We start from the raw sequence: 22,024 nt of genomic DNA on the forward strand, positions 1-22,024 counted from the left end.
ATGTCCCTTCTCGGCTTCAACGCGGTCGGGCGGCTTGCCCTCGGGCAGATCGGGCAGGCTGGTCCGGTCAATATCAGCATGCCCGCTGCGCCTGGCGCATTCGCGCTCGCCGGTGTCGCAGTCACGTTCAAGCTGTCCGAGGCCGTAACGGCCGGCGGCTATGTGCTGGCCGGTGTCGCCGCCGGCGGCAAGATCACGGAAACCGCAGCGCCGGGGGCGTTTGCGCTCTCGCTCAAGCCGGCGACGTTCGGCGCGTCCTTCGCTACCGCTCCCGGCGCTTTCACGCTCACGGGCTATGCGGCGAATGAACCCGTGGTTGAGGATGCCGACCCGGGCGCATTCCTTTGGACCGGCAACGATGCGCCGCTGATCCGGACCGGCCTTGATTACGATTTCCAACAGGGCGGCATCGGCCACTACCTCGAGGAGTTGGAGCGAGTTCGCCAGCTCCAGCGGATCACGCGCAATCCCGGTGTGCCGATCGACCGCCGATCTCGGCCCCGTTTCCAGCCAATCGGGAGGCCGCTTGTCGCGCCGCCGGTACCTGCGGTGGATGTGCAGGCGATCGCCCGCGAGCGCATGGCGGCCCAAATGGCGGCCGTGGCTGCACAGAAAAAACGCCGGGACGAAGAGGCCTTGTTACTTCTCGCTTGCTAGGCGCGGTTAACGCTTGATCCGCGCGCACGGCGTTTCCGTGTTCTCTGCGGCGGCAGCACCGCCAGAAAGCGACAACGAATGAACTTTGAAGGGATCGAGGGCGGCGCCGGCGGCGGTGGTCCGACGATGACGGCGGACGAAGAGGCGTTTTTCACCAGCGGCGGCGAGAAAGGAATTCCCACGGATGAGGCTGGTGGCAGTGGTGATGGCGGCGGCGGTGAGGGCTCTGGCACCGGCGGTGCCGCTGACACTGGCGGCGCGGACAAGCCCGGCGCCACGGTCGACAACCCGGGCGGCGAGGGCAAGGGCAACCAGCATGTACCGCTCGCAACGTTCCTCGAGGAAAAGAACGCCCGCAAGGATCTGGCGAAGCAGCTCCAGGATGCGCAGCGGCAGATTGCGGAATTCACCGGCAAGTTTTCCATCATCGACCGTCTCAAGCTCGTCGGCTCCGATCCGGGCACCGGGCAGCCGGCCGCGCCGCCGACGCCGGAAGAAGACATCTTCGGCGCCGTGAAGCACGTCGGCGAGACGGTCGCCCAGATGCAGAAGCGGCTTGATGATCAGGCCGCGGCCGACAAGAAGGCCAAGGATGATGCGGCGGCGCAGACCGATTTCGTGAATCGTTACCGCAACGACGCGGAAACGTTTCAGAAGTCGAACGCGGATTATCGAACCGCTTATGACTTCCTCCTACAGTCGCGGGCAGCCGAGTTGCAGGCGATCGGGTACGACACTCCGGAGGCTCTGCATCAGGCTCTCATCGCGGATGAAACCGCCATTGCTGAAATGGCTTTCGCCAAGAACAAGAGCCCGGCGGAAATGATCTACACGCTTGCGAAGCAGCGTGGTTACAAGGCGGCCGCTCCCGATCCCTCAAAGGGAAAGGGCGCGGAAAAGCTCGATACCATCGAGCGAGGGCAGGCGGCCAACAAGAGCCTGTCCAGCACCGGCGGCAACGCAGGCGACGCGGATATGACCGCGGAAGCTCTGATAGCGATGCCGATGGACGAGTTCGAGGCGTGGACCGCCAAGAACCCGGCGAAGGCAAAGCGTTTGATGGGCGGCTGATACCGCCCGCGTGAGTAAGGCCCGCGGAGCCTCAATCCGTTTTCGAGTGGCGCCCGTCATCGCGCTACGCCTCCACCGAAGGCGGGAAATCTCGGTGTTGCGCTCGATCGCAGCGGGAAGCGGTCAACCCCCAACACCGAGATCAACCCCTTTCTGAGGCATCGAAATGTCTACGACCACCTACGGCGTCAATGACGCGCTCTCGAACAAGCTTTGGGCGAAAAAGCTCAACGTCGAAGCGCTCAAGACCACCTATTTCGGCAAGTTCATGGGCGAGAGTTCGTCCAACATGATCCAGGTCAAGACCGAGTTCGAGAAGAACGCGGGCGACCAGGTGACCATTGGTCTGCGCGTTCAGCTCGCCGGCGACGGCGTGACGGAGGGGCAGGTTCTCCAGGGCAACGAAGAGGCGCTTTCCACCTATTCGGATGCGCTGAAAATCGGCGAGCTGGCGCATGCGGTCCGTGTTCGCAACAAGAACACGATCGACGCCCAGCGCGTGCCGTTCAACCTCCGCAGCGAGGGCAAGGACGGTCTGACGGACTGGTTTTCCAACCGGTTCGATACGACCATGGCGAACCACCTTGCCGGCAACACGCTGGTGACCGATAGCCGGTATACCGGCAACAACGCGATCACGGCGCCGACCAACATCTACCGCAAGGGCGCGGCGACCGACGACGCAACCATCAACGGCGACAATACCGCGACCTTCAATCTCGGCATCATCGACGCCTTGGTGGAACGCGCCGGCGTGGCGTCGCCGCTGGTCCGGCCGATCATGGTCAACGGTGAGCGCAAATACGTCATGTTCCTGCACGACTACCAGGTGACGGACATGCGGACCAACACCAACGCCGGACAGTGGCTCGACATCCAGAAGGCCGCGCTCGCCGGCGGCATCGGCACGAAATCGCCGATCTATAACGGCGCGCTCGGCGAGTACAACAACGTCGTGCTGCACAAGTGGAACCGGCTGCCTTACGGCATTTCCAACGCCGGCGTCGCGCAGACCAACACCCGCCGGGCCGTGTTCTGCGGTGCCCAGGCGGCGGCGGTCGGCTTCGGCAAGGAGTTCGCGAAGGGCTCCCACTTCAAGTGGGTGGAAGAGCTGTTCGATTACGAGCGCGAGCTTGGCGTTTCGGCTCAGACCGTGTGGGGCATCAAGAAGTCCGTGTTCAACGGCGCCGACTTCGCCGCCCTGGTCGCCACCACCTACGCCGTCGCGCACTAAGCGCGACGGCTCCACCGATCCCGTAACCTAAAGAAGGCATTTCGATATGTCGGCGACCAACACTCCCAGCACCACCGCGCGCCAGTTGCAGGAGCAGCAGGTTCATTACCTGCGCTTCGCGGTGAACTACAACGACCCCGGCATTGCCGCCGGCGTCAAAAAGCAGACCCTGCCGAAAGGCGCCCTCCTGATCGGTACCGATGTCTATATCGGCGCCGCGTTCAACGCCGCGACCACCAACGTTCTGACCGTTGGTTCGGCCGCGGGCTCGAACGCCGATATCGTCAGCGCTGCCGCAGAAAACGAGGGTGCAACCGGCCTGACCCAGAATATCCCCCCGACCGGCGCCATGCTCGGCCCGCTAGCGGCGGATACTCCGGTGTTCGTCCAGTACACCCAGACCGGCGCAGCGGCCACCGCCGGCTCGGCCGTGGTCATCGTCAAGTACATCCCCAACAACGATATGTAGGGTGGTGGACGTCTGGTTGCATTACGCGGGCGCGGCGCTGGTTCTCAACGAGCCGGCGCCGCCTCCGTCTCCTGTCATCTATCAGCGCCCGGCGGTGGACTATGGCGAGCTATTTGGACCTCCAAACCAGGATCGCGGGCGACCTGACGCGCGACGATCTGGGAAGCCAAATAAAGGACGCAATCGGCGACGCGATCAAAAATTACGAAACTGATCGCTTCTATTTCAACGTCACGCGCTCAAAGACGTTTCCGACCGTCACCCTCCGGGGATCTTACGACGGCTCCGACCTCGCCGAAATTCCCAACATCATCCGGATTGACCACCTGTTCTTGCGTGACAGCGTGTCGACCTACGATCTCGAACGGCTCGAGCCGGACGAATTCGAGTGGTTGCAGGGCAACAACACGGGGCCGGGCAAGCCGAACGTTTTCACCTACATTGACGGTCAAATCATGCTCTGGCCGGTGCCGATCACGGTCTACACGATCCGGCCGCACATGCATTACCGCCTGGCGGCGCTCTCCGCGGACGGCGACAGCAACGCATGGACGAATGACGCGGAACAGCTCATCCGCGCACACGCGAAATTGCTGCTCTACACCAACGTCATCGAAGACACGGACGGCATGCAGCGCGTGCAACTCCAAATCCCAGCCTACAAGGGTAAGCTCGACTACGAGACCTCGGCGCGCATGTCGACGGGCAAGATCCGCGGGACGGATTTCTGATGCAGCTTGTCCCGTTCGGAGAATACAAGCCCGATCTCAGCGACTATGAGGCGCAGACCGGCCGCAACGTACTCAATGTGGTGCCGCGCGGCGACGGCTACGGGCCGTTTCCCAGCCTTACGGCGCTCTCGCAGGCGCTCGGCGCGCAGTGCCGCGGCGCATTTGCCGCGTACAAGACGGATGGCTCCGTTGTCGTGTTCGCCGCTACGGCGTCCGATCTCTGGGTGATGGACAACACGACCTATAGCTTTTCGAAGGTGTCGCTCGCCGGCGGTCCCTATGCCGCGATCTCGGCCAACGACAATTGGCAGTTTGTTCAGTTCAACAACCTGGTGATTGCTGTTCAAGCGAACGTCGTTCCGCAGGTTTTCGACGTTTCGAGCTCTACGGCCTTCGCGAACCTCGCCGGCAACCCGCCGCAGGCGCGCTACATCGACGTCGTGGGCCGGTTCGTCGTGCTGGGTGGCCTCCTGACCAATCCGAACCGCGTGCAATGGTCCGGCCTCAACGATGTGAACGGCGCGAATTCGTGGACGCCCGGCATCAACTCGGCCGATTACCAGGATCTTGCGGACGGCGGCTTTTGCCGCGGCATCGCGGGCGGCGAAACGGGCGTCATCCTGCAAGACAACATCATCCGGCGCATGATCTACCTGCCGGGCGATCCGCGCGTGTTCCAAATCCAGAAAATCGCGGAAGGCCTTGGCATCTATGGGCCGGGTAGCCTCGTCCGCTCGGGCTCGAGCATCTTCTTCTACTCGTTGAAGGGTTTCCATCGGATTGACCCCGGCGGGGTGCCAGTGCCGATCGGCCGCGAGCGCGTCGACCGCACGTTTTCAACCGATCTCGACGCGACCAACCCGCAACTCTTCCAAGGCTTCGCCGATCCGCGTAGCTCGCGCGTCATCTGGGCTTACAAGTCGGTCAACGGCGTGGTGAACCAGTTCGACAAGGCGCTTTGCTACGACCAGGTGTTGGACAAGTTCACTCCGCTTCAATTCTCCGGTGAGTTCCTGTTCAAGATGGCGCAACCCGGCATCACGCTTGAGGCCGTGGATACGCTCATCGGGTCGAACCTGGACGCAATTGTCCAGTCCTTTGACAGCCTGTCGACCGTCATCGTTCCGGAGCTAGCGGCGTTCTCGACCGATCACAAAGCGTCGTTTTTCCGCGGCCCGAACCTCGAGGCGACGCTAGCGACCGCCGAACAGGGCACCGATGGGCGCCGGGTCAAACTCAAGATCGGCTTCCGGCCGGTCTCCGATGCGCCGGCGGTCTACGGCTCGGCCTCGCGTCGCGAAAACCTGCAATCGGCGGTGCAGGCCGGCGTTGAGCGGCTAGTCAATGCCGTTACGGGCATCTGCAACATGCTGGTTGACACTCGTTACAGCCGTTTCCGCTGCCGGATCCCCGCCGGCACGGTTTGGACCTTCATCAACGGGGTTGAGCCGGTCGACCTGGCCGCGAAGGGCAAGCGATGAGCGTTTTTCTGCCGGATACCAACGAGCGAGATCTTTCAAAATACGCGATCTCGCTCCAGCAATTGGCGAACGGGCGCTCGAACGCGACGGGCTCGGTTACACTCGCCAGCGGCGCGACTTCAACGACGGTCTCGGCGATCAACTGCGCGCCCGGCAGCGCGGTTTTCCTCTTCCCACGAACTGCTAACGCCGCGGCGGCATTGTCGGGAACGTTCGTGGGGACTGTCGGCAAGCAGTCTTTCACGATCACCCACGCGAACAACGCTCAAACGGACCGAACCTTTTTCTATGTCTGCCTTGGCTGAACTTATCTGCGTCCCGCCGGAGCGCGTCCGTGAAATCTGGCCGCGCGTCGAGGCGATGCTTGGGCGCGCGGTGCTGCGCACCGATCTCAGCCACACTGCCGACATTGCGCGCGATGTCCTTGAGGGCGATGGGCTGCTCTGGCTTGCCTGCGATGGGGACAAGATCGAGGCCGCGGCAATCACGCTCCTGATGCGCACCGATCGGCATTTGGTGTGCCTGATTACGGCGCTCGGAGGCGAAAATCGGGAACGCTGGGTGCCGTTGCTCGAGCAAATCGAGGGTTGGGCTAGGGCGGAGGGCGCGAAGCGGCTGCGGCTGATGGGGCGCGCGGGCTGGGCGCGCGTCCTGAAAAACTACCACGTCTCGAACATCGTCATGGAAAGGGCGCTCTGATGGGCGGCACGTCAAAGAGCACCACCACCCAATCGTCGTCGCTGTCGCCCTATGATCCGGCGTCGGGCGCGCTGACCGGCCTCCTGGGCGGATTGACCAACCTGTCGGGCTCGGCCGGCAGCACCACGGCGGCGCAGAATGGCGCGCTCAACACGATCGAGGCGAACGCGAATAACAACCCGTTTGCCTCGCCGATGACGTCCGGAACGCTCGGGCTGCTCAATGGTGGCGGCGCGACGAACAACGATGCTGCGATCAAGTCGAACCTCGGCATGCTGCAAAATGGCATCGTCGGGCAGACCGCGAGCGGCGCCAACATCGGCAACAATCCCGCGCTGAAAGCCCAGCTCGACCAGATCACCACGGATGTTACCAATTCGACTAACGGGGCATGGGCCGCGGCGGGCCGCGATGGCTCGCCGGGCAACGCGCAGGCGCTCGGCCGCGGCATCGCCTCGGGCGTCGCGCCGGTGATCGCCGCGCAGTACAACACCGATGTCACCAACGCGCTGAACGCCGCCAATACGCTCTACGGCGCCGGCAACACCACCTATGGCATTTTGAACGCCAACAATGCGACGGCGAACCAGAACTTCGCCAATGGCGTAGGCACGGCCGGAACGGCGCTCGATAGCCAGAATTGGGGCGCGAACGCGACCCTCGCGGCGGAAGGGCAGCGGTTCGGAATTCCGGCCTCGCAGCTCACGACGCTGCTCGGCGCCGTCGCGCCGGTCGCCGCACAATTCGGCACGCAACGCGGGACGTCCAACACCGAAAGCCAGATGTCGGGTGCGCAGCAGTTCGCGACGATCGCGAGCGGCATCGGCTCGCTTTGGCCGAAGGGCAACATTTCTTTCGGGGGATAACTGAATGCCGGGGCTTCTCGATCTTCTCACGGGGCAATCGGGCGCGTCGCCCTTTAGCGCGCTGTATCCTTCGCCGCTCTACGGCACGCTTCCGGTTGCGACCGGGCAGGCGCCGAACGCCACGGACGCGGCCAGCTACGGCGCGCTCGGCGTCGATCCTTCCGCGTTCGCGCTGCCGACGCCTCCGGTTGATCCGTTCACGCCGCAGCCGCAGGCGGCTCCGACCGCGCCGGCCGATGGTTTCGGCAAGGGCGCAGTGCCGTTCAGCTTCGCCGGGCCTGGCTCGAACGTCGTCAATCCGTCGCAGATCGTGGCGCCGCCGCCGGCCGCCGCGCCGGTTGCGGCCGCAACTCCCACCGATGCGTCGTCGCGAAACCGCGCGCCGGATGACTATATCCCGGTCGGCAATTACCAGATGCCGGCATTCCGGGGCGGTGCGCCGGCTCCCGCGGCTGCGGAGGATGATGAAGAGGCCGCGCCGGCGGCTCCTGCCGCGCGTGCGCCGGTTACGGGTGCGCCGGCCTCGGCGCCGTTCTCGCTCGCCGGTGCTGGCGGCGGTTTCAGCGATCGGCTCATGAAGGCAACGCGCGGCTTCCTGGGTAACCTGTCGAGCGGACCGATTGGCGCGCTCGCCGGCGGCGCTGGCGCGCTCATCACCGGGCAGGAAACCGACCCGTCCGCGATCGCGCAAGGCAAGCTGAACGCGACCGGTCAAGCGCTGCTCGCCAAAGGCGCGTCTGTGCCGGAAGTGCGTGCTGCGCTCGGCAATCCTGCGGTGATGAAAGCGCTGATCGACCAATATTACGGCAAGGACAAATGGTCCGTGGTCAAGGTCGGCAAGGACGCGGACGGCAACGAAACCTTCATGCAGCAGAACCAGGTTGATGGCACGCTGCGGCCGTTGCCGGCTGGCACCGCTCCCGTGGCGTCTAGTCCGCCTGGCACTGTCACGGGGCCGGATGGCAAGGCGGTTGCGATCCCACCTGGTGTCGATCGCAAGACGTTCATCAAGCGGGTTTCGGAGAGTGCTGCGGACGCGGCGACCGGCAAGCAGACCGAAGCGCAGGCCAAATCCGCTGCTTTCGCCGCCCGTATGGAGAAGGCGCAAGCCGAGCTCGACAAGCTCCAGAACGAAGGCCTGAGCGCGACGCAGGCGATTTCCAGTAGCGTCCCATTCGTTGGGAACTACCTGCAATCGGCAAATCATCAGCAGTACGAAACGGCGAAATCGGCCTTCATCAGCGCCAAGCTGCGTGCGGAAAGCGGCGCGGCTATCAGTCCGTCCGAGTACACGCGCGAGGAAAAGGAACTGTTCCCGCAGCCCGGCGACACTCCCGCGCGCGTGCAGCAAAAGCAGCAATTGCGCGCGGCGGCTCTCGCAGAAATGAAGCGCTCGGCCGGTCCCGGTTATGCGGCTCGGCCCGCGTCTGCGAAGCCTGCCGGCTCAATCAACGTAGGCGGTCAGGCAATTAATTGGAGCGTCAACTAGATGGCTAATCTGACGATCGGCGACAAGTCGGTGACCGTTGACGATAGCTTCTTGAAGCTGTCGCCTGACGATCAAAACGCCGCTGTGGCCCAGATTGCCCAGCAGATCGGCGCGGCTCCCGCGTCGCCGACGCCGGCCGAACCTCCGGCGTCACCGGTCACCCTCAACGATGTTGCGCGCTCGGCCGCAACCGGCGTTCCTATCATCGGCGGCGCGTTAAACAAGCTCGATGCGGCAACGAATGCCGCGCTCGCGCCGTTGCTCAATCGGTTCTTTGCCCCTGGCGATCAATTGCAGGGTGAAACGTTTCATGACCGTTACGAGAATTCCCTGCGCCAGCAGGAAGGCGCCGACAAGAAATTCGCGGCTGAACATCCGATCGTTGACACGGCGGCGCAGCTCGCCGGCGGCGTCGCGTCGATGGCGCCGGCGGTCATGGCGGCGCCGAAAGCTTTCGGCGTCACTGGCACCATGCGCGAAATGGTGCGCAACGGCGCGCTCTCTGGCGCTGCGATGTCCGGTGCTGATGCGGCGGTGCGGGGCGAGGATGTTGTACCGGCGGCGACGGTCGGCGGCATCATTGGCGGCGCGGCCGGTCCGGTTGGCAAGGGCGTGGGCAAGGTGGTTTCCGCGGTCGCTGATCGCTTCAATCCTGCCGCGGCGACGCCTGGCAACGTCGTCAACGTCGCCGGCGTCGATGTCCCACTGTCGCAGTCTCAAATCACGCAAAATCCCGCGTTGTCGGCGGAAGAGCAAGTTTTGCTGCGCGGCGGTCGCGGTGAGCCGGCTCAGGCGCGGGCGCAAGCCTTCAAGGATCTGCAAGACGCGCGCGTGACGGAGGCGGGCGACCAAATCGCGGCTGGCCTCGACCCGACCGGCACGGCCGCGCGCACCACGCCGAACGAGGCCGCGGAGCGGATCGCCGCCGAGTTGATCGCGCAGGAACAGGCGCAGCAGGCCGCGGCGGCTGGTGTTCATGCCGGCCCAATGTCGCCTGCACAACAGCGGGTCGACATGGCCCGATCCATCGGCGGAGGCCAAATCCGGGCTGCGGCGCCGGTCGATGCCGCGGAAGTGCTCTCTGATCGCTTCGCGGCGGCTCGCGATGCGGCTAAGGCGGATTACCGCGGGAAATATGCGGACGTCGCCGCGGCGCCTGGTGAGTTCGCGCCGGGCTCTGCGTCTGGCTTTCGCGCTGATGTCGACGCGGGTCTGCTCGCCGGCGACAATCCGGTCAGGCTCGACGCGACGAACACGCCGAAATCGCTGCGCGGTCTCGAAATCATCGACGATAGCTTGAACGCCGCCGGTCCCGGCGTGCGTGCACCGGCCGCGCCTGGCGCTCCCGCCGCCGTGGTCGATGAGCACGCGCGAAACGTTGCGGACATCCGCGCGAAGTTCGGTGATGACGTCGCGGCGGCCTACAATCGACAGAAGGCGGCGGCCGTGCCGGCGCCCGCGGCACCGAAGGCGCAAAGCCTGCTGGAATTCATCGCGTCCAAGGGCGGCTTGGGGCCGGATGCCGAGTTGGCGGCGATCGGCGGGGAAGGCCACACCGTCAACGTCGAGGGCGTCGGGCGCCGCAAGTTGGTTCGTCAAGGCGGCTGGCCGCTCGATTACGCGCGCGAGGCGGCGGAAGAGGCCGGATACCTGCGGGGCAACCACGGCGGAACGTCCACCGTCAATGATCTGCTCGACGCGATCGACGCGGAAATGCGCGGGCAAAAGCGCTATCCGGAGGGTTTCGAGGGCCACATTGGCAAGCGTGAGACCGCGGCCCGCTCGGAGCGCGAACAGCACGAATTTGACGCGCACATGCGCGGCATTGACGAGGATCTGAACGCCGCCGGCTATGGGCAACTCGGCGGCGACGTCCGCCAGCGCGCAGCCAAGATCATGGCAGACGAGGGCGCAACCGCGGATGACGCGGTGGAGCGCGCTTTTCACCAGCTGGAGCAAGAGGACGCCGCGGCGCTCTCGCGTGGTTCTGACTTCCCTGGCGATCGGCCGGCCGCGCCGGCGCCGCAACCCGCCGGCGCGCCGTTCACCATGCGCGACGTCGAACAGGTGCGAAAACAACTCTCGACGCTCTATGGCGACGCGCGGCGCGCCATGATCGCCGGCGGTTCTGGCGCGGATCTTCACGCGCTCGAGCACATCACGGACCAGTTTGACCAGCGCGTGGCGCAAATGGTCGAACAGGGCAAGTTCTCCGGGGACGGTCCCGCGGTGCTGCAAATGCAGGAAGCGGCGCGGGCGTCCTTTGCCGACTACAAGCAGAAGTTCGCCAAGCGCGGCGCCGGCGATACGGTCGGCGCGGCCGTCGAAAAAATTCTGGGGAAATTCGCCGATACGAAGGCGACCCCGGACGAAATCGTAAAGCTGGCCTACGGCTCGGGATCCGCGCCTGGCGGTCAAATGCCTGTGCAGATCGCGCAACGGATCGAACGGATTTTCGGCCGCAACTCGGAAGAGTTCGCGACCTACAAGCAGGGTCTTTTCGCGCATCTGACCGCCGGCGAGCCGGAAGAAGCGGCGGCGCGGATCGGCGAATTCCTCAACGGCACGAAAGGCCGGCTGCTGGCTCATACCGTGTTCGATGCCGGCGAGCGCGCGCAGCTCGCCCGCTACGCCGATCGGCTGCGCGGCACCATCCCGCAACCGAACGAGCCCGGCGCGATCGCGGCGACCCTGCGGCGCTACAGCGGCGCCGATGGCGCGCCGCCGGCGTCCGCAAACAAGATCATCAACGATCTGATGGGCGCGACCGGCAAGGGCAACGGCGTGAACGCGCCGCTGATCGCTTCGGCGCTGAAACAGCGGCTTTCGCCGGAAGGGTGGACGTCGCTGCGTCAGGGCGTGTGGGAAAAGCTGACGAATGCCGGCGAGGGCAAAATCCCCTACGAGGCGCAAGCGCTCTCGCAACGGCTGCATGAGTTCTTGAACGGCGCGGGCTCGCAGCTCGCCGGCGTGCTTTATACCGACCAGGAACGCGCGCTCATGAAGCAACTGGCCGCGGTCTATAAGCAGATGATCCCGGTCAAGGGCACCACGAACCCGTCAGGAACGGCGCCGATGCTGGCGCGGATCGCGAACGGCGCGCGATCGTCGCTGCTGCCGCTGCTCGGCTTCAACACCGCGGGCCTGCCTGGCGCGGCCGTGGCGCTCGGCATCGACAAGGGTTTGGGCCGGATCGCGAACGCGAACCAGGCGCGCAAGGCGACGGAGCTATTTTTCGGCGACCAGCCGCGGCGCGCGGTCGATCCGCGATTTGCAACGGGCGCCGGCATTGCCGGCCGCGGCCTGTTCTCGATCGAGGATCAGCGGCGCCGTTCTTCGCGGTGATCGTACCAGCGCGCGGCGCCCAGCATGGCGGCAATGGTCACTAACCCGCCGATGATACCGAATTCAATGACTATGCCGTGGGCGGCGAGCCGTACGCCTTCCATGGCGACGGCGAAGAGAACGACGCAGGCTAGAATTCTGGTGGTCAAAAATGAACCTCGTTGATCAGATTGTGGGTGTGGAAAGCGGCGGGGACGCGAACGCAAAAAACGCGAACTCTTCTGCAGCGGGACCGGGGCAATTCATTGATAGTACCTGGCTCGACATGCTGGCGAAGCATCGGCCGGACATCACCGGGACGCGGGATGAATTGCTTGCGCTCAAGACCGATCCGGCCCTCTCTCGCGAAATGACGGCGGCTTACGCCGCTGACAACGGCGGGATTCTAAAGGGCGCCGGGCTTCCTGTCACGCCCGGAACGCAATACCTCGCGCATTTCGCCGGGCCCCAAGGCGCGGTCGGGATCTTGAGCGCCGATCCATCGACGCCGGCCGGCGCTGTGCTCGGCGCCAAGGTGGTTAAGGCAAATCCGTTCGTCGCCAATATGTCGGCTGGCGATCTCGCCGCCTGGGCGGACCGCAAGATGGGCGGGAAGGGCGCGCCTATGTCGATCGCCGGGCCGGCGGCGGTTCCTAGCTCGGCGCCGGCCGCCGTACCTGCTGGCGCGAGCGCGTCGGCGGATGCCGCGCCGGCGCAACCCTCATCGCCATCGGTGCAAATCACCGGACCGGGCGGCGGCGCGCCGGCGGTCAGCCTGGCGCAGCTTACGGCGGTCCCCCAAGGCACAAATTTCTTGCCGGCACTCCCTAATGTCTACGGCTTGAAGATCGCGCCGTTTTCTTTCAGGGGCAGGGGTTAAGGAATGACGTTTTGGAAGTGGAGCCGGACTGCTGCGAACAATGCGACGGCTGACAGCACTTGCCCGTTTCCGGAGGGAATGGCGCCCTCGGCGCTGAACGACGGTACGCGCGGCATGATGGCCGCTGCGGCGAAATATCGCGATGATATTTCGGGCGCGCTCGTCACCACGGGGACGTCGACCGCCTACGCGATCTCGAGCAACCAGGGCTTCGACAGTCTTCCGCATATGGATGGCGCAATGATCGCGTTCACTCCCCATGCGACAAATGGGGCCGGCCCGGTGACGCTCAACGTTGACGGGCTCGGGGTTCAGCCGTTGCGGACCGCGCCGGGGGTGGAACTGCTGTCTGGCGTTCTCATTCAGGGTACGCCCTATGTTGCCTTCTATCGGAACGCGGACAATGCGTTCTATCTGCAAGGTGGGTACGGCAACCCGTACAACGTGCCTCTGGGCGCCAGCTTGGACTATTGGGCGCTGGTCGCGCCGAATAGCTCGTTCGCTTTCCCGAACGGTCAGGCAATTTCGCGCACCACCTATTCGGCGCTGTTCAATCTGATCGGTACTCTCTACGGGGCCGGCAACGGAACGACGACGTTCAATCTGCCGAACAAGACCGGCCGCGCTTCCGTCATGCGCGATCCTGGCGGCACGCAAATCAGCGGAGCCGTTTTTACCTCTCTCGATCTCGGCGGCGTGGGTGGAAACCAGCTTAACACCCTCAACACTGCGAATTTGCCGCCCTACACCCCCTCCGGATCAGTGTCGGGAACCATAAGCGGAAGTGCCTTCGCGAACTTCTTTTCGACCGGCACCGGCTCACAGGCGAACGTCTATAGTCCATCCACCGGCAGCGCCAGTCCGCTTCCGGTATCTGGAACATTCTTTGGATCGTTGTCAGGCAATGCACAGGGCGGCACGAGCACGCCATTTTCGAACGTTCAGCCGTCGATCGTTTGCAACTGCATCATGCGGATAATCTAGGGCGCGATACTTTTGGTTACGACGCTGCCATGCGGCACGACGACATTGTTCCCAATTTCCACCCCGCGCAGAATGATGGAGCCGGCGCCTATTTGAGCGCCGTCGCCGATTTTTACAGGACGTTCGGCCAGCTCGATTTCCTTCGGGTGCCCAACCGTGAAGATGCTTCTAATCTGGGCGTGTCGCGCTGTGGCGCTAAGCGGGTGCGTGTGGTTGTCGAAAATGCTCACGTCGGGGCCGATCACGACGCCATTGCCGATCTTGATGGCGCCGCCGGACCATATCCGAGCGCCTTCATAAATATAGCAATCGCTTCCGATTTCGATATCGCCGCCGTGGGCAAAGACGAAAAGTTCGCCGCCTATAAACGAATTAGCGCCGACCCGGATGTGTTCGCTGCTTGCGCGCGCGTTAAGTATCCTGGCTTTCCAGCCGAGAACGGCGGCGGGTGCGAGTTTGCACGTCGGGCGTCCTAGCAGCTTTCTTGCCAGAAAGCCTAGGTTCGCTTGAACCATCGGATGACGTCGGCTTTTAGGAACAGCCAGCCGGATTTCAGCACGACTTTCCAATAGGGCAGGATACGTGGATCTCGCGCATATCGCGGAGCAGTGTTTTTGGGACGCATGAAGCGCAATTAGCACCACAACCCATGATTGACAATATTTGGCAACGCCCCGGCAGCATTTAGTAACCCCGTACCGGGCGCCGAAACATCCACTAACTGCGCCGCGGTAGCCCTTTCCGAGAACGGAATTCCTCTCGGAAACGGGTGCCATGTGAAGTTCGCCGCCAGTCTGAACGCATACCGCCGCCGGCACGGCCGGCGCATCGCGATTGAACAGGCCGTGTTCTGGAGCGCCGTGGGTGGCCTCCTGCTGATCTGGCCGCACCTCTCCGAAACTCTTCCGTCCGGAACCTACATCGTAGGCGGCGTGCTGCTGTCCGTCGCGAATGGGGTTGCGGTCTATCTCAAGCGGCCGGGGGCTCAGTGATGGCGGTTACTCGCAAGCATGTCGCCGGGTTGTCGGTCGCAGGCGCGGCGCTCGCCGGCGTTTTGGTCTCCCATTGGGAGGGCATAAACCTCGTTGCGAAGCATCTGCCGTTTGATCCGCCTGGCGTGATCACGGTTTGCGGCGGCATCACCAGTTACGATTGGCCGTGGCTCACGGAAGGGATGACCTTCACCAAGGCGCAATGCCAAGACGAGCTTTCGCACGTCGCGGAGCGCTACGCCGATAAGGTGGTGGTTTGCGTCCCGTCGCTGCCGACCATGCCGCCACACCGTCAGGCGGCCATCGCGTCGTTTGCGGTCAACCTCGGGCCGGGCAAGGTCTGCGGAACGTCGATTGCGCGGGATCTCAACGCCGGCCGGGTGAAAGAAGCCTGCGACGCCATGGTGAAGTACGTCGCCGCCAACGGCAAATTCTTGCAGGGCCTCTACAACCGCCGGACCGACGCCATGTGGGGCGAACGTCCGTGGTGTCTGCGGGAGGATTGACCTTTGCTCGGCGATCTCTTCTGGAACGTTGCAACGTCGTATTTCGCGCTCGGGCTCGACGGCCTCGTTTTCGTCGTGGCTTTCGTCATCGGGCATTTCCCGCTGCTGCGCTACTCGGCGCAGCTCGCGCCCTACGTCAACGTTGCTCGGCTCGTGTCCGTCCTGGTCGCCGCGCTCCTGTTCTTCATGATCGGCTTTCGCGTCTCGGATGAGCGCGAAGAGGCGAAAAGCCTGCGGGCAACCCTCGCGGCGCGCGATCTCGACTTGGAAAATTCACGGAAGTCACTCGACTATGAGACCGCGCGAGCCGGCGCGATCGCCGAAGGGGCACAAGCACAGCATGAAGCCGACGTTGAATATATCCGCCAGCTCGAGGGCAACGATGCTTGCAAGTTTGATCCTTTTGGCGGGGTGCGCGACGGCTCCGCGCGAGGATCTTCCGCCGCCGCGGGAAGTGGCGCGGGATCTCCCGCCGGCGCCCGATAAGCTCGCGAAGGCTCCTCCGGTGCCTCAACTCGACACTCAGTGTCATTTCCCCTGGTTCCGCGTGAAGGGCTGCGCGGGGAAAGACGCACGCGCCATGCTGCGGCTGACCGTTTCCGATGACCTCGAGGTTCGGAGCCGGCTTGGTGCGGTGCCGGATTGGTACGAAAGCGTGAGGAAGTCGTACAAGTGAAGAAGCGCCCGATTACAATCGAAGGCGATATCGCTCGTGTTCCGCTCACGAAGGGATATGTCGCGATCATCGACGCGGCCGATGTTGATCTTGTCGATGGGTACAACTGGCACGCATCGACGCACCCGAATGGCACGACGGTCTACGCCTGTCGTAAGGAGCGTGATGGCGCCGGCAAGTGGCGCGTGATCCGCCTGCATCGCGCAATTCTCGGCGTGACCGATCCGGAGATTGAGGTCGATCACAAAGACCTTGCTGGGCTGAATTGCCGCCGGGCCAATCTGCGCGAGTGCAGTCACGCCAAGAACCAACGCAATAGACGTATGCACCGCAACAATGCCAGCGGTCTAAAGGGCGCTTCCTGGGATGCGCGGCGCAGAAAATGGCGCGCGCACATCGAGGTCTCCGGTTTGAAGAAGCACCTCGGCTACTTCGATACGCCAGAGGCCGCGCACGCGGCTTATTGCGCGGCTGCGACTGACGTCCACGGCGAATTTGCGAGGGCGGCGTGATGTCGTTTACTCCCGCCCAGCGCAGCGAGTTTGAGCAGGTAGCGAAGATGGCCGCGAAAGAGGCCGTTTCTGAAACGTTTCTCATGCTCGGAGTGGACGTCTCAAACCCCGCGTCCGTGATCTCGGTACAAGGGCAATTCTCTTTCCTCCGGAACATGCACTACGCGGCCCGGCATTTGCGCAACGTCATCATAGCCGGTGTGGTGGGCGCGATGGTGACCGGGGCCGTGTGGGCGTTCTGGACAGGATTCAAGGTGAGTGCGGCGTCATCAATAGCGCCCATCTCTGGGTCCAGGTGATCTACGATGCAGCATCCACTCTATGGGAAGTATTTTGTCACGATCGTACCAGGGGGCACGATCGAGTCTGGAGCCACGACAGCTCCTCGAAGAACAAACGCTCCAGTTCCGATTGTCGTTCCGCGGCCGATAATGATTGGTTTGTCGAGAAGCAGGCCTTTCATATCTCTTGGGTGGCCAACCGTAAAAATAGAAATCGCCTGTTCCTTGCGCTTCGTTGCGGATAGCGGATGGGAGATGTTATCGAAGATGTTGACGTTAGGGCCGATGACTACGTCATCTTCGATCTTGATTGATATGCCGGACCATATTCGAACCCCCACGTCAATATAGCAGCGTTCGCCGATATCAATATCTCCTCCGTGAGGAAGGGCGCAAAGCTCGCCGTTGACGAACGTATTGCGGCCAACGCGGATGTACCGGCTGCTATCTCTTGGATTCAGGATTCTGGCTTTCGAACCGATCCTGGCGCCAGAGGCCAGCTGACAAGTCGGGCGCCCTAAAGCAACCTTCGCTAGATAGTTGAAATTCCAGTTCATATCTGCGGCCGGTTTCCGACCTCAGAGAGTATGGCGCGAACGGCTAGAACAACGAGCCCGACGACTAATAGAACGACAACCAAAGCTAGCCACCACATAGGTCTCAATCCCGCATCGCGCCTTCTATTTGAGGCGATATTTCCTGCCGTTTGTGCTCGGGTCGCTGTTATCGCTCGACGAAAACGTCAAGACGACTGGCGAGCCGGGCACGCCATGCGTAAGAGCAAACAGGCCGTGGCCTATCGTCGCGATCTCTTCCTGTTTGCTGTTGGCTGGTCCGAGTGGCTTATCGTCTTCGTACAATCGCGCGCTACTTAGCTCAGCAACTGGATACACCACGGGCACCCGATACGCGGACCCTTGGTAAGGCTGAAACGCTCCACGGATCAGGTATCTGTCGCCTGGAGGAGAGAATAGGGACAGGAAGTAGAGAAATAAGCTCGACGCAAAAGCAAAAAGCATGGAGCCGAGCGCGACGCGCGTATCGCACGAGAGTTTAATGGGCACGTTCACTGCTTCTTGCTTACTGGCCTATTGTTGGACGTCTGGGAGAGTTGAAAACCCTCAGTCATCCCCAATTGGCGTCCCTCTCTAAATCCAGCGCGATAGGCCAGTCGTCCGCAGATGAGGAGCAGCGCAACTGCGCCGGCAGCAATGGCCGTCAATGTCATGATGGATTACGAATTAGGTTGCACAAAACAAAGCGGGCAACCATAAACATTTAGAAACAGGAATGTAATCCCCATTTCGCACCGATTTGCGAGTTTCTGCTCATCCTTTCGATCTATGGTAGTATCTTGATACCCGGCTGGCCGTCAGGCATCTCTGGGCGCGGTAGATCGGCTGCACATGGTTCGTTCGTTGCAACTTACCTGTGCGAGCGAGGCTGGTCTGCTAGAGGGGAAGGTGCCAGCCATGCTTCTGCAGAACGGCCGCGAAAGCTCCAGTCGCCATCGCGACCAACGCATGCCAGAATGCGGTCGCGCCACGGGCGGCGCTCAGTGAGCGCAAGCAAGGGATTTCTTCAAGGCGGACTTTTGCGAACTTGCCGTGCCCTCAGGCACGAAATCCCATCTTCAAGCTGTCGCCGTGTTGGAGTAAGTTGGTGCGATCGGGGTGCCTATGGCAAACGCGCTTACGATAAAGAAGGAGCATCTTCCTCGAGGTGAACTGGAAAGGCGAGCGGCACAGTACGTTCGCATGTCCACCGACAAACAGGTCTATTCAATTGCGAACCAAATGGCGCTGATCGCAGCTTACGCCAGCGTTCACGGGTTGGCGATCGTCGAGACCTATAGCGACGAGGGCAAAAGCGGTCTTCAAATCAAGAACCGAGCGGGCCTTCAACGGCTCATCAGAGACGTCACGACAGGTTCGGCGGACTATGGCCAGCTTCTTGTCTACGACGTCAGTCGATGGGGACGCTTTCAAGACTTGGACGAAAGCGCACACTATGAATTCCTGTGCCGGCAGGCTGGCGTCAAGGTTGAGTACTGCGCGGAGGAATTCAAGAACGACTTCAGCACAGCTTCCACCTTGGGCAAATACATCAAGCGAACGTTGGCTGCCGACTTCAGTCGCGATTTGTCCGCTAGGGTCCATGCCTGCCATTCTCGGGTTATTCGACAAGGATTTTCGGTAGGCGCTCCAAAAACCTACGGACTTAGACGCGAGCTGGTCGATCAAAAGCAGCGCCCGAGGCAGATCCTGGAGAAAGGCGAAGTAAAGTTTCTGCAATCCGATCGCGTGAGAATCCGACAGGGACCACCGCACGAGGTAGCTATCGTCAAATGGATCTTCGCGCAGTGTCTGAAGGGAAAGACTGATGAATGGATTGCGAGAGAGCTAAATCGTCGTGAAATTGCGACATCTACCGGCCGTCCGTGGAACTCTGCCCTTGTTTGTCGAATTCTCAAGAACGAGGCTTTCATTGGAAACCTCGTCTATAATCGGATGTCACGGAAGCTAAAGGGCCCCCGGGTCTTCAATCCACCTGATCAATGGATCAGGGTCGAGGGATGCATCGATCCGATAATCAGCACTTCCATCTTCGAGCGCGTTCAAAAGCTTCTCGCTAGCAGGCGCATCGAAATATCAGAATCTGAAATGCTAGCTCGATTGCGCAAGACCCTTCGCAAAAGGGGGCGGCTGACTACCGGGATCATCAACAGCACCGTCGGGCTACCGTGTTTCCATACCTATATCCGTCACTTCGGGTCGATCAGAGAGGCCTTCCGCCTCATCGGTTACACTTCCGAGCGAGACCATACATACATTGATGCAAAAGAAAGTTGGGCAGAGGAGATTGCGGCTCTTTGTCGAGAGATCGGAGCGCACCTCAAGAAGCTCGGAAGAAGAGCAAAGGCGTTGGAGGACCAACTCTTCATCGGGAAGGAGGTATTGCTGAACTTTCGCGTCGCTCGCGCTTACCGCTATCCAGGATGCTTAAACCAGTACCGCATTCCATTCATTCGAAAGGTGGTTGGCCGGTGGGTAGTTGTCATTAGGCTGACCAACGACGCGAAGTCTGTGCTCGACTACGTACTGATCCCGAAAGCTGGGTTGGTTAAACCAGATACGAGAGATGGTGTAAGACTCACTGATGCCGCTCGAGATCGCCTTGGTTTCGATGTCTTCGATTCGCCGCGTGCCTTATCTAAGGGGATACATCGAGCGCTTTCGATTGGACGAACTGGCGCCGTCAAATAAGCGCGCGGCCGCGGAAGCCACAAGGTGGCTGCGCTGTATGGGCGGCCGTGGGTCCGCGAGCGCGCCACTGGCTAGGAATGTCGCTCGCAAAGTGAACTGCGACCGCCTCATTCCTCGACCTCGTAGAGGAATGCGACGCCTTCGGGGTCATGCTTGGCGAACCAGCGGTCCGCCGCTTCCTCGCTTGCGAAAACCTTGAGGTGGTCGACGTCGCCGACTTCTGCGCTTGTGTTGACGTAGATCCAGACCGTTTTCATTGGCTACCCCTCATGCGCCTGAAAAGGTCGCGGACCTCGGCCAGCTTCACGACCGATCGGACGTGCTTTGAAAGCTGCTCGGCTTGGCGCGCCGCGATCTCTGTCCGTTTGTCGCCATTCTTCGTGGCGTGGTAGGCGCGCAAGTCCCGCATGAAGGCCTTGGCGGCCTCGGGCGGGATCTCGATCGGATTTCGCGCGACAGGCATAGCGTCAATCCTGCCAGTGCTTCGGTCTGTTCCAGGGTCGGTTTTTGCCGCGCTCCTGCCATTCGCGGCCCTCGCGAATATCCTCCTCGGTGAGGGTGGGGCGGATCGCACCCCAAACCAGCTTCACCATGCGCTGACATTCCGCGACGTCGACGCAATGGCCGCGCTGCCACGGCTGCTGCGGCTGGACCGGGAAATTCACGTTCCACGCGACGGCGGCGCTTTCCCGCGGCATGCCCTGTTGCCGGTGGATGCGGCCTATGCTGATGCCGTCCCAAATCACCACGTAATCGTCCGGCGCGGTCTCGCGCCGATGACGGCTTTGCGCAAAAGGAGATGCTCGGTCACGCGGGTAAGCCTACGGTAAGCCTATCGGCGGTTTTTCTGCATTCGTTCACGTTCGTTCACGTTTGTTCTAAGAGCAAACGATAAATATATCAATGATTTAGGTGCATCCGCGGAAAATACTGATTTGTCCCTGAGATGCCAGTCTTTTGCGGCCGAATTCGGCAGTTTGCCAACCGCTGGCAACAGCCCTCGGGGGCCGCTAACGAGGGTCCTTGCCGGGGATTTTTCGAGCCTTCTCGTTATGTTCGGCAAGGCTTGGGGGAACCGAGAATGTGCCCGTCTTCAGGTCGTAAACGCAGCGCCAGTCCTCAACCCAGGGGAAGGCCGTATCTTCGCCCTGGATATCGAAGGACAGGCCGATCACCAGATATCGGCTGTTCGGCCAATGCTGACCCATCGCGGCGTAATTGTCCTCCAGGCCCCTGATCAGCCCGACCTGCATGTGATCGAGCGCATAGGGGTCGTTCGGGTCGCGGCGTACGCCATCGGCTGCCGGCTGGGTGTAGAAGAAGTCCCACGCGGCCTCGCCAAGCGGCCTTTCGGTGGCCGGCACGAACCGATCGCCGGTCCGCTTGTAGAGGTAGAGGGTGTGATATCCGGCGCCGAGCTTCTGCATCCGTACCAGCCAGCGGCTGTCCGGGCTGAAGCGGAAGCCGGCCTGATAACCGGCTACGTTGGTGCCTTCGCCCTGGTTCAGCAGCGCGCCATGCTTGTGGGCCCGGTCGAAGGTCCAGAACTGGAACAGGAGACCTTCATCGCCGATGTCCTTCGCATATTGCTCGAGGCGGACCGTTCGATCCGGGGAGGTGAAGCTGGCGTCCGCGACCCGCTTGAACTGGCTGTCAGGGCTGTCGGCCCGCGCCGGCGTCGCCACGGCAAAGCCGAGCAATAAAAGCAATCCAGCAGTTCGCAACCAGCCGGCCATGGCGACATCCTGTGTCCGCGGAACTGGCGATGGGACGCGCGAGCCGGCGTTCAGGTTCAGCCGTGGGAACGCATGGACAATGCCGGCATCTTTCGACAAGAAGGGATTCGCTTCGCCGCGTTCCGCTGCGACCAAGGCCGTGTCGACCATGTATTTGTATGGAATCAAGG

The 22,024-nt window shown here is 62.3% G+C and carries 27 protein-coding genes; 19 read left to right on the top strand and 8 right to left on the bottom strand.

The window, feature by feature from the left end:
* From JQ573_RS03545 to JQ573_RS03590, 10 genes are all read left to right on the top strand, one after another.
* On the top strand, positions 1 to 657 hold the full coding sequence (locus JQ573_RS03545) for a hypothetical protein (protein ID WP_212317393.1): 657 nt from the start codon (positions 1 to 3) through the stop codon (positions 655 to 657).
* A 78-nt stretch (positions 658 to 735) separates the two neighbouring features.
* Complete coding sequence (locus JQ573_RS03550; RefSeq protein WP_212317392.1) at positions 736 to 1,728, top strand: hypothetical protein; 993 nt, start codon at positions 736 to 738, stop codon at positions 1,726 to 1,728.
* Positions 1,729 to 1,894: 166 nt separating this feature from the next.
* Positions 1,895 to 2,962, top strand: coding sequence for a N4-gp56 family major capsid protein (locus JQ573_RS03555; protein ID WP_212317391.1), 1,068 nt, complete (start codon positions 1,895 to 1,897; stop codon positions 2,960 to 2,962).
* Between the two features lie 46 nt (positions 2,963 to 3,008).
* The gene (locus JQ573_RS03560; RefSeq protein ID WP_212317390.1) at positions 3,009 to 3,431 is read left to right on the top strand and encodes a hypothetical protein; all 423 of its coding nucleotides are present in this window, start codon (positions 3,009 to 3,011) and stop codon (positions 3,429 to 3,431) included.
* 101 nt (positions 3,432 to 3,532) lie between these two features.
* Positions 3,533 to 4,162: a hypothetical protein gene (locus tag JQ573_RS03565; protein ID WP_212317389.1), complete on the top strand. Its 630-nt coding sequence runs from the start codon at positions 3,533 to 3,535 to the stop codon at positions 4,160 to 4,162.
* Positions 4,163 to 4,242: 80 nt separating this feature from the next.
* Positions 4,243 to 5,643 (top strand): hypothetical protein, encoded by a 1,401-nt coding sequence (locus JQ573_RS03570; protein ID WP_312011349.1) that lies wholly within the window; start codon positions 4,243 to 4,245, stop codon positions 5,641 to 5,643.
* Positions 5,640 to 5,948, top strand: a complete 309-nt coding sequence (locus tag JQ573_RS03575) for a hypothetical protein (protein WP_212317386.1) — start codon at positions 5,640 to 5,642, stop codon at positions 5,946 to 5,948. Before JQ573_RS03570 ends, JQ573_RS03575 begins: the two co-directional genes overlap by 4 nt.
* Positions 5,932 to 6,342: a hypothetical protein gene (locus tag JQ573_RS03580; RefSeq protein WP_212317385.1), complete on the top strand. Its 411-nt coding sequence runs from the start codon at positions 5,932 to 5,934 to the stop codon at positions 6,340 to 6,342. The genes JQ573_RS03575 and JQ573_RS03580 overlap by 17 nt, the downstream gene beginning before the upstream one ends.
* On the top strand, positions 6,342 to 7,208 hold the full coding sequence (locus JQ573_RS03585) for a tail fiber domain-containing protein (RefSeq protein WP_212317384.1): 867 nt from the start codon (positions 6,342 to 6,344) through the stop codon (positions 7,206 to 7,208). Before JQ573_RS03580 ends, JQ573_RS03585 begins: the two co-directional genes overlap by 1 nt.
* Positions 7,209 to 7,518: 310 nt before the next feature.
* Positions 7,519 to 8,697 carry a hypothetical protein gene (locus tag JQ573_RS03590; protein ID WP_212317383.1) on the top strand — a complete coding sequence of 393 codons (1,179 nt, stop codon included), beginning with the start codon at positions 7,519 to 7,521 and terminating at the stop codon, positions 8,695 to 8,697.
* Positions 8,698 to 8,913: 216 nt separating this feature from the next.
* Here JQ573_RS03590 and JQ573_RS03595 read toward each other — a convergent pair whose 3' ends face one another.
* Positions 8,914 to 9,072, bottom strand: a complete 159-nt coding sequence (locus JQ573_RS03595; protein ID WP_212317382.1) for a hypothetical protein — start codon at positions 9,070 to 9,072, stop codon at positions 8,914 to 8,916.
* Between the two features lie 105 nt (positions 9,073 to 9,177).
* On the opposite strand from JQ573_RS03595, the gene JQ573_RS03600 reads away from it, so the two are divergent.
* Positions 9,178 to 12,042 carry a hypothetical protein gene (locus JQ573_RS03600; protein WP_212317381.1) on the top strand — a complete coding sequence of 955 codons (2,865 nt, stop codon included), beginning with the start codon at positions 9,178 to 9,180 and terminating at the stop codon, positions 12,040 to 12,042.
* Here JQ573_RS03600 and JQ573_RS03605 read toward each other — a convergent pair.
* A complete protein-coding gene (locus JQ573_RS03605) occupies positions 12,018 to 12,191 on the bottom strand; it encodes a hypothetical protein (RefSeq protein WP_212317380.1) in 174 nt (57 codons plus the stop codon). The genes JQ573_RS03600 and JQ573_RS03605 overlap by 25 nt on opposite strands.
* A 2-nt stretch (positions 12,192 to 12,193) precedes the next feature.
* Here JQ573_RS03605 and JQ573_RS03610 point away from each other — a divergent pair, with 2 nt between their 5' ends.
* Together JQ573_RS03610 and JQ573_RS03615 are read left to right on the top strand one after the other, a co-directional pair.
* Complete coding sequence (locus JQ573_RS03610; RefSeq protein ID WP_212317379.1) at positions 12,194 to 12,901, top strand: hypothetical protein; 708 nt, start codon at positions 12,194 to 12,196, stop codon at positions 12,899 to 12,901.
* Positions 12,902 to 12,904: 3 nt separating this feature from the next.
* A complete protein-coding gene (locus JQ573_RS03615; RefSeq protein ID WP_212317377.1) occupies positions 12,905 to 13,885 on the top strand; it encodes a phage tail protein in 981 nt (326 codons plus the stop codon).
* Here JQ573_RS03615 and JQ573_RS03620 read toward each other — a convergent pair.
* A complete protein-coding gene (locus JQ573_RS03620; RefSeq protein WP_212317375.1) occupies positions 13,882 to 14,400 on the bottom strand; it encodes a DapH/DapD/GlmU-related protein in 519 nt (172 codons plus the stop codon). The two genes, JQ573_RS03615 and JQ573_RS03620, sit on opposite strands and share 4 nt — an antisense overlap.
* 261 nt (positions 14,401 to 14,661) lie before the next feature.
* Here JQ573_RS03620 and JQ573_RS03625 point away from each other — a divergent pair, with 261 nt between their 5' ends.
* The 5 genes from JQ573_RS03625 to JQ573_RS03645 all read left to right on the top strand — a co-directional run bounded on the left by JQ573_RS03625 (position 14,662) and on the right by JQ573_RS03645 (position 16,870).
* A complete protein-coding gene (locus tag JQ573_RS03625; protein ID WP_212317373.1) occupies positions 14,662 to 14,877 on the top strand; it encodes a hypothetical protein in 216 nt (71 codons plus the stop codon).
* Positions 14,877 to 15,383: a lysozyme gene (locus tag JQ573_RS03630; protein WP_249131201.1), complete on the top strand. Its 507-nt coding sequence runs from the start codon at positions 14,877 to 14,879 to the stop codon at positions 15,381 to 15,383. The genes JQ573_RS03625 and JQ573_RS03630 overlap by 1 nt, the downstream gene beginning before the upstream one ends.
* A gap of 3 nt (positions 15,384 to 15,386) precedes the next feature.
* A complete protein-coding gene (locus tag JQ573_RS03635) occupies positions 15,387 to 15,869 on the top strand; it encodes a hypothetical protein (protein ID WP_212317369.1) in 483 nt (160 codons plus the stop codon).
* Positions 15,870 to 16,055: 186 nt separating this feature from the next.
* Positions 16,056 to 16,571 carry an AP2 domain-containing protein gene (locus tag JQ573_RS40735; protein WP_312011350.1) on the top strand — a complete coding sequence of 172 codons (516 nt, stop codon included), beginning with the start codon at positions 16,056 to 16,058 and terminating at the stop codon, positions 16,569 to 16,571.
* A complete protein-coding gene (locus tag JQ573_RS03645) occupies positions 16,571 to 16,870 on the top strand; it encodes a hypothetical protein (RefSeq protein ID WP_212317367.1) in 300 nt (99 codons plus the stop codon). The genes JQ573_RS40735 and JQ573_RS03645 overlap by 1 nt, the downstream gene beginning before the upstream one ends.
* Before the next feature lie 20 nt (positions 16,871 to 16,890).
* On the opposite strand, the gene JQ573_RS03650 is transcribed toward JQ573_RS03645, so the two are convergent.
* Entirely contained in the window at positions 16,891 to 17,409 is a 519-nt protein-coding gene (locus tag JQ573_RS03650) for an acetyltransferase (protein WP_212317365.1), read from the bottom strand.
* 123 nt (positions 17,410 to 17,532) lie between these two features.
* Positions 17,533 to 17,916 (bottom strand): hypothetical protein, encoded by a 384-nt coding sequence (locus JQ573_RS03655; RefSeq protein ID WP_312011351.1) that lies wholly within the window; start codon positions 17,914 to 17,916, stop codon positions 17,533 to 17,535.
* A 615-nt stretch (positions 17,917 to 18,531) separates the two neighbouring features.
* Here JQ573_RS03655 and JQ573_RS03660 point away from each other — a divergent pair.
* Positions 18,532 to 20,118: a recombinase family protein gene (locus JQ573_RS03660; protein WP_283815038.1), complete on the top strand. Its 1,587-nt coding sequence runs from the start codon at positions 18,532 to 18,534 to the stop codon at positions 20,116 to 20,118.
* 107 nt (positions 20,119 to 20,225) lie between these two features.
* Here JQ573_RS03660 and JQ573_RS03665 read toward each other — a convergent pair whose 3' ends face one another.
* The 3 genes from JQ573_RS03665 to JQ573_RS03675 form a co-directional block, all read right to left on the bottom strand.
* Positions 20,226 to 20,375 carry a hypothetical protein gene (locus JQ573_RS03665; RefSeq protein ID WP_212317361.1) on the bottom strand — a complete coding sequence of 50 codons (150 nt, stop codon included), beginning with the start codon at positions 20,373 to 20,375 and terminating at the stop codon, positions 20,226 to 20,228.
* 210 nt (positions 20,376 to 20,585) lie between these two features.
* Positions 20,586 to 20,867 carry a hypothetical protein gene (locus tag JQ573_RS03670; RefSeq protein ID WP_212317359.1) on the bottom strand — a complete coding sequence of 94 codons (282 nt, stop codon included), beginning with the start codon at positions 20,865 to 20,867 and terminating at the stop codon, positions 20,586 to 20,588.
* A 261-nt stretch (positions 20,868 to 21,128) separates the two neighbouring features.
* Complete coding sequence (locus JQ573_RS03675) at positions 21,129 to 22,004, bottom strand: hypothetical protein (protein WP_212317357.1); 876 nt, start codon at positions 22,002 to 22,004, stop codon at positions 21,129 to 21,131.
* Between the last annotated feature and the right edge of the window lie 20 nt (positions 22,005 to 22,024).

It is taken from the genome of Bradyrhizobium sp. AUGA SZCCT0105, from assembly GCF_018129565.1.
Classification (GTDB): Bacteria; Pseudomonadota; Alphaproteobacteria; order Rhizobiales; family Xanthobacteraceae; genus Bradyrhizobium.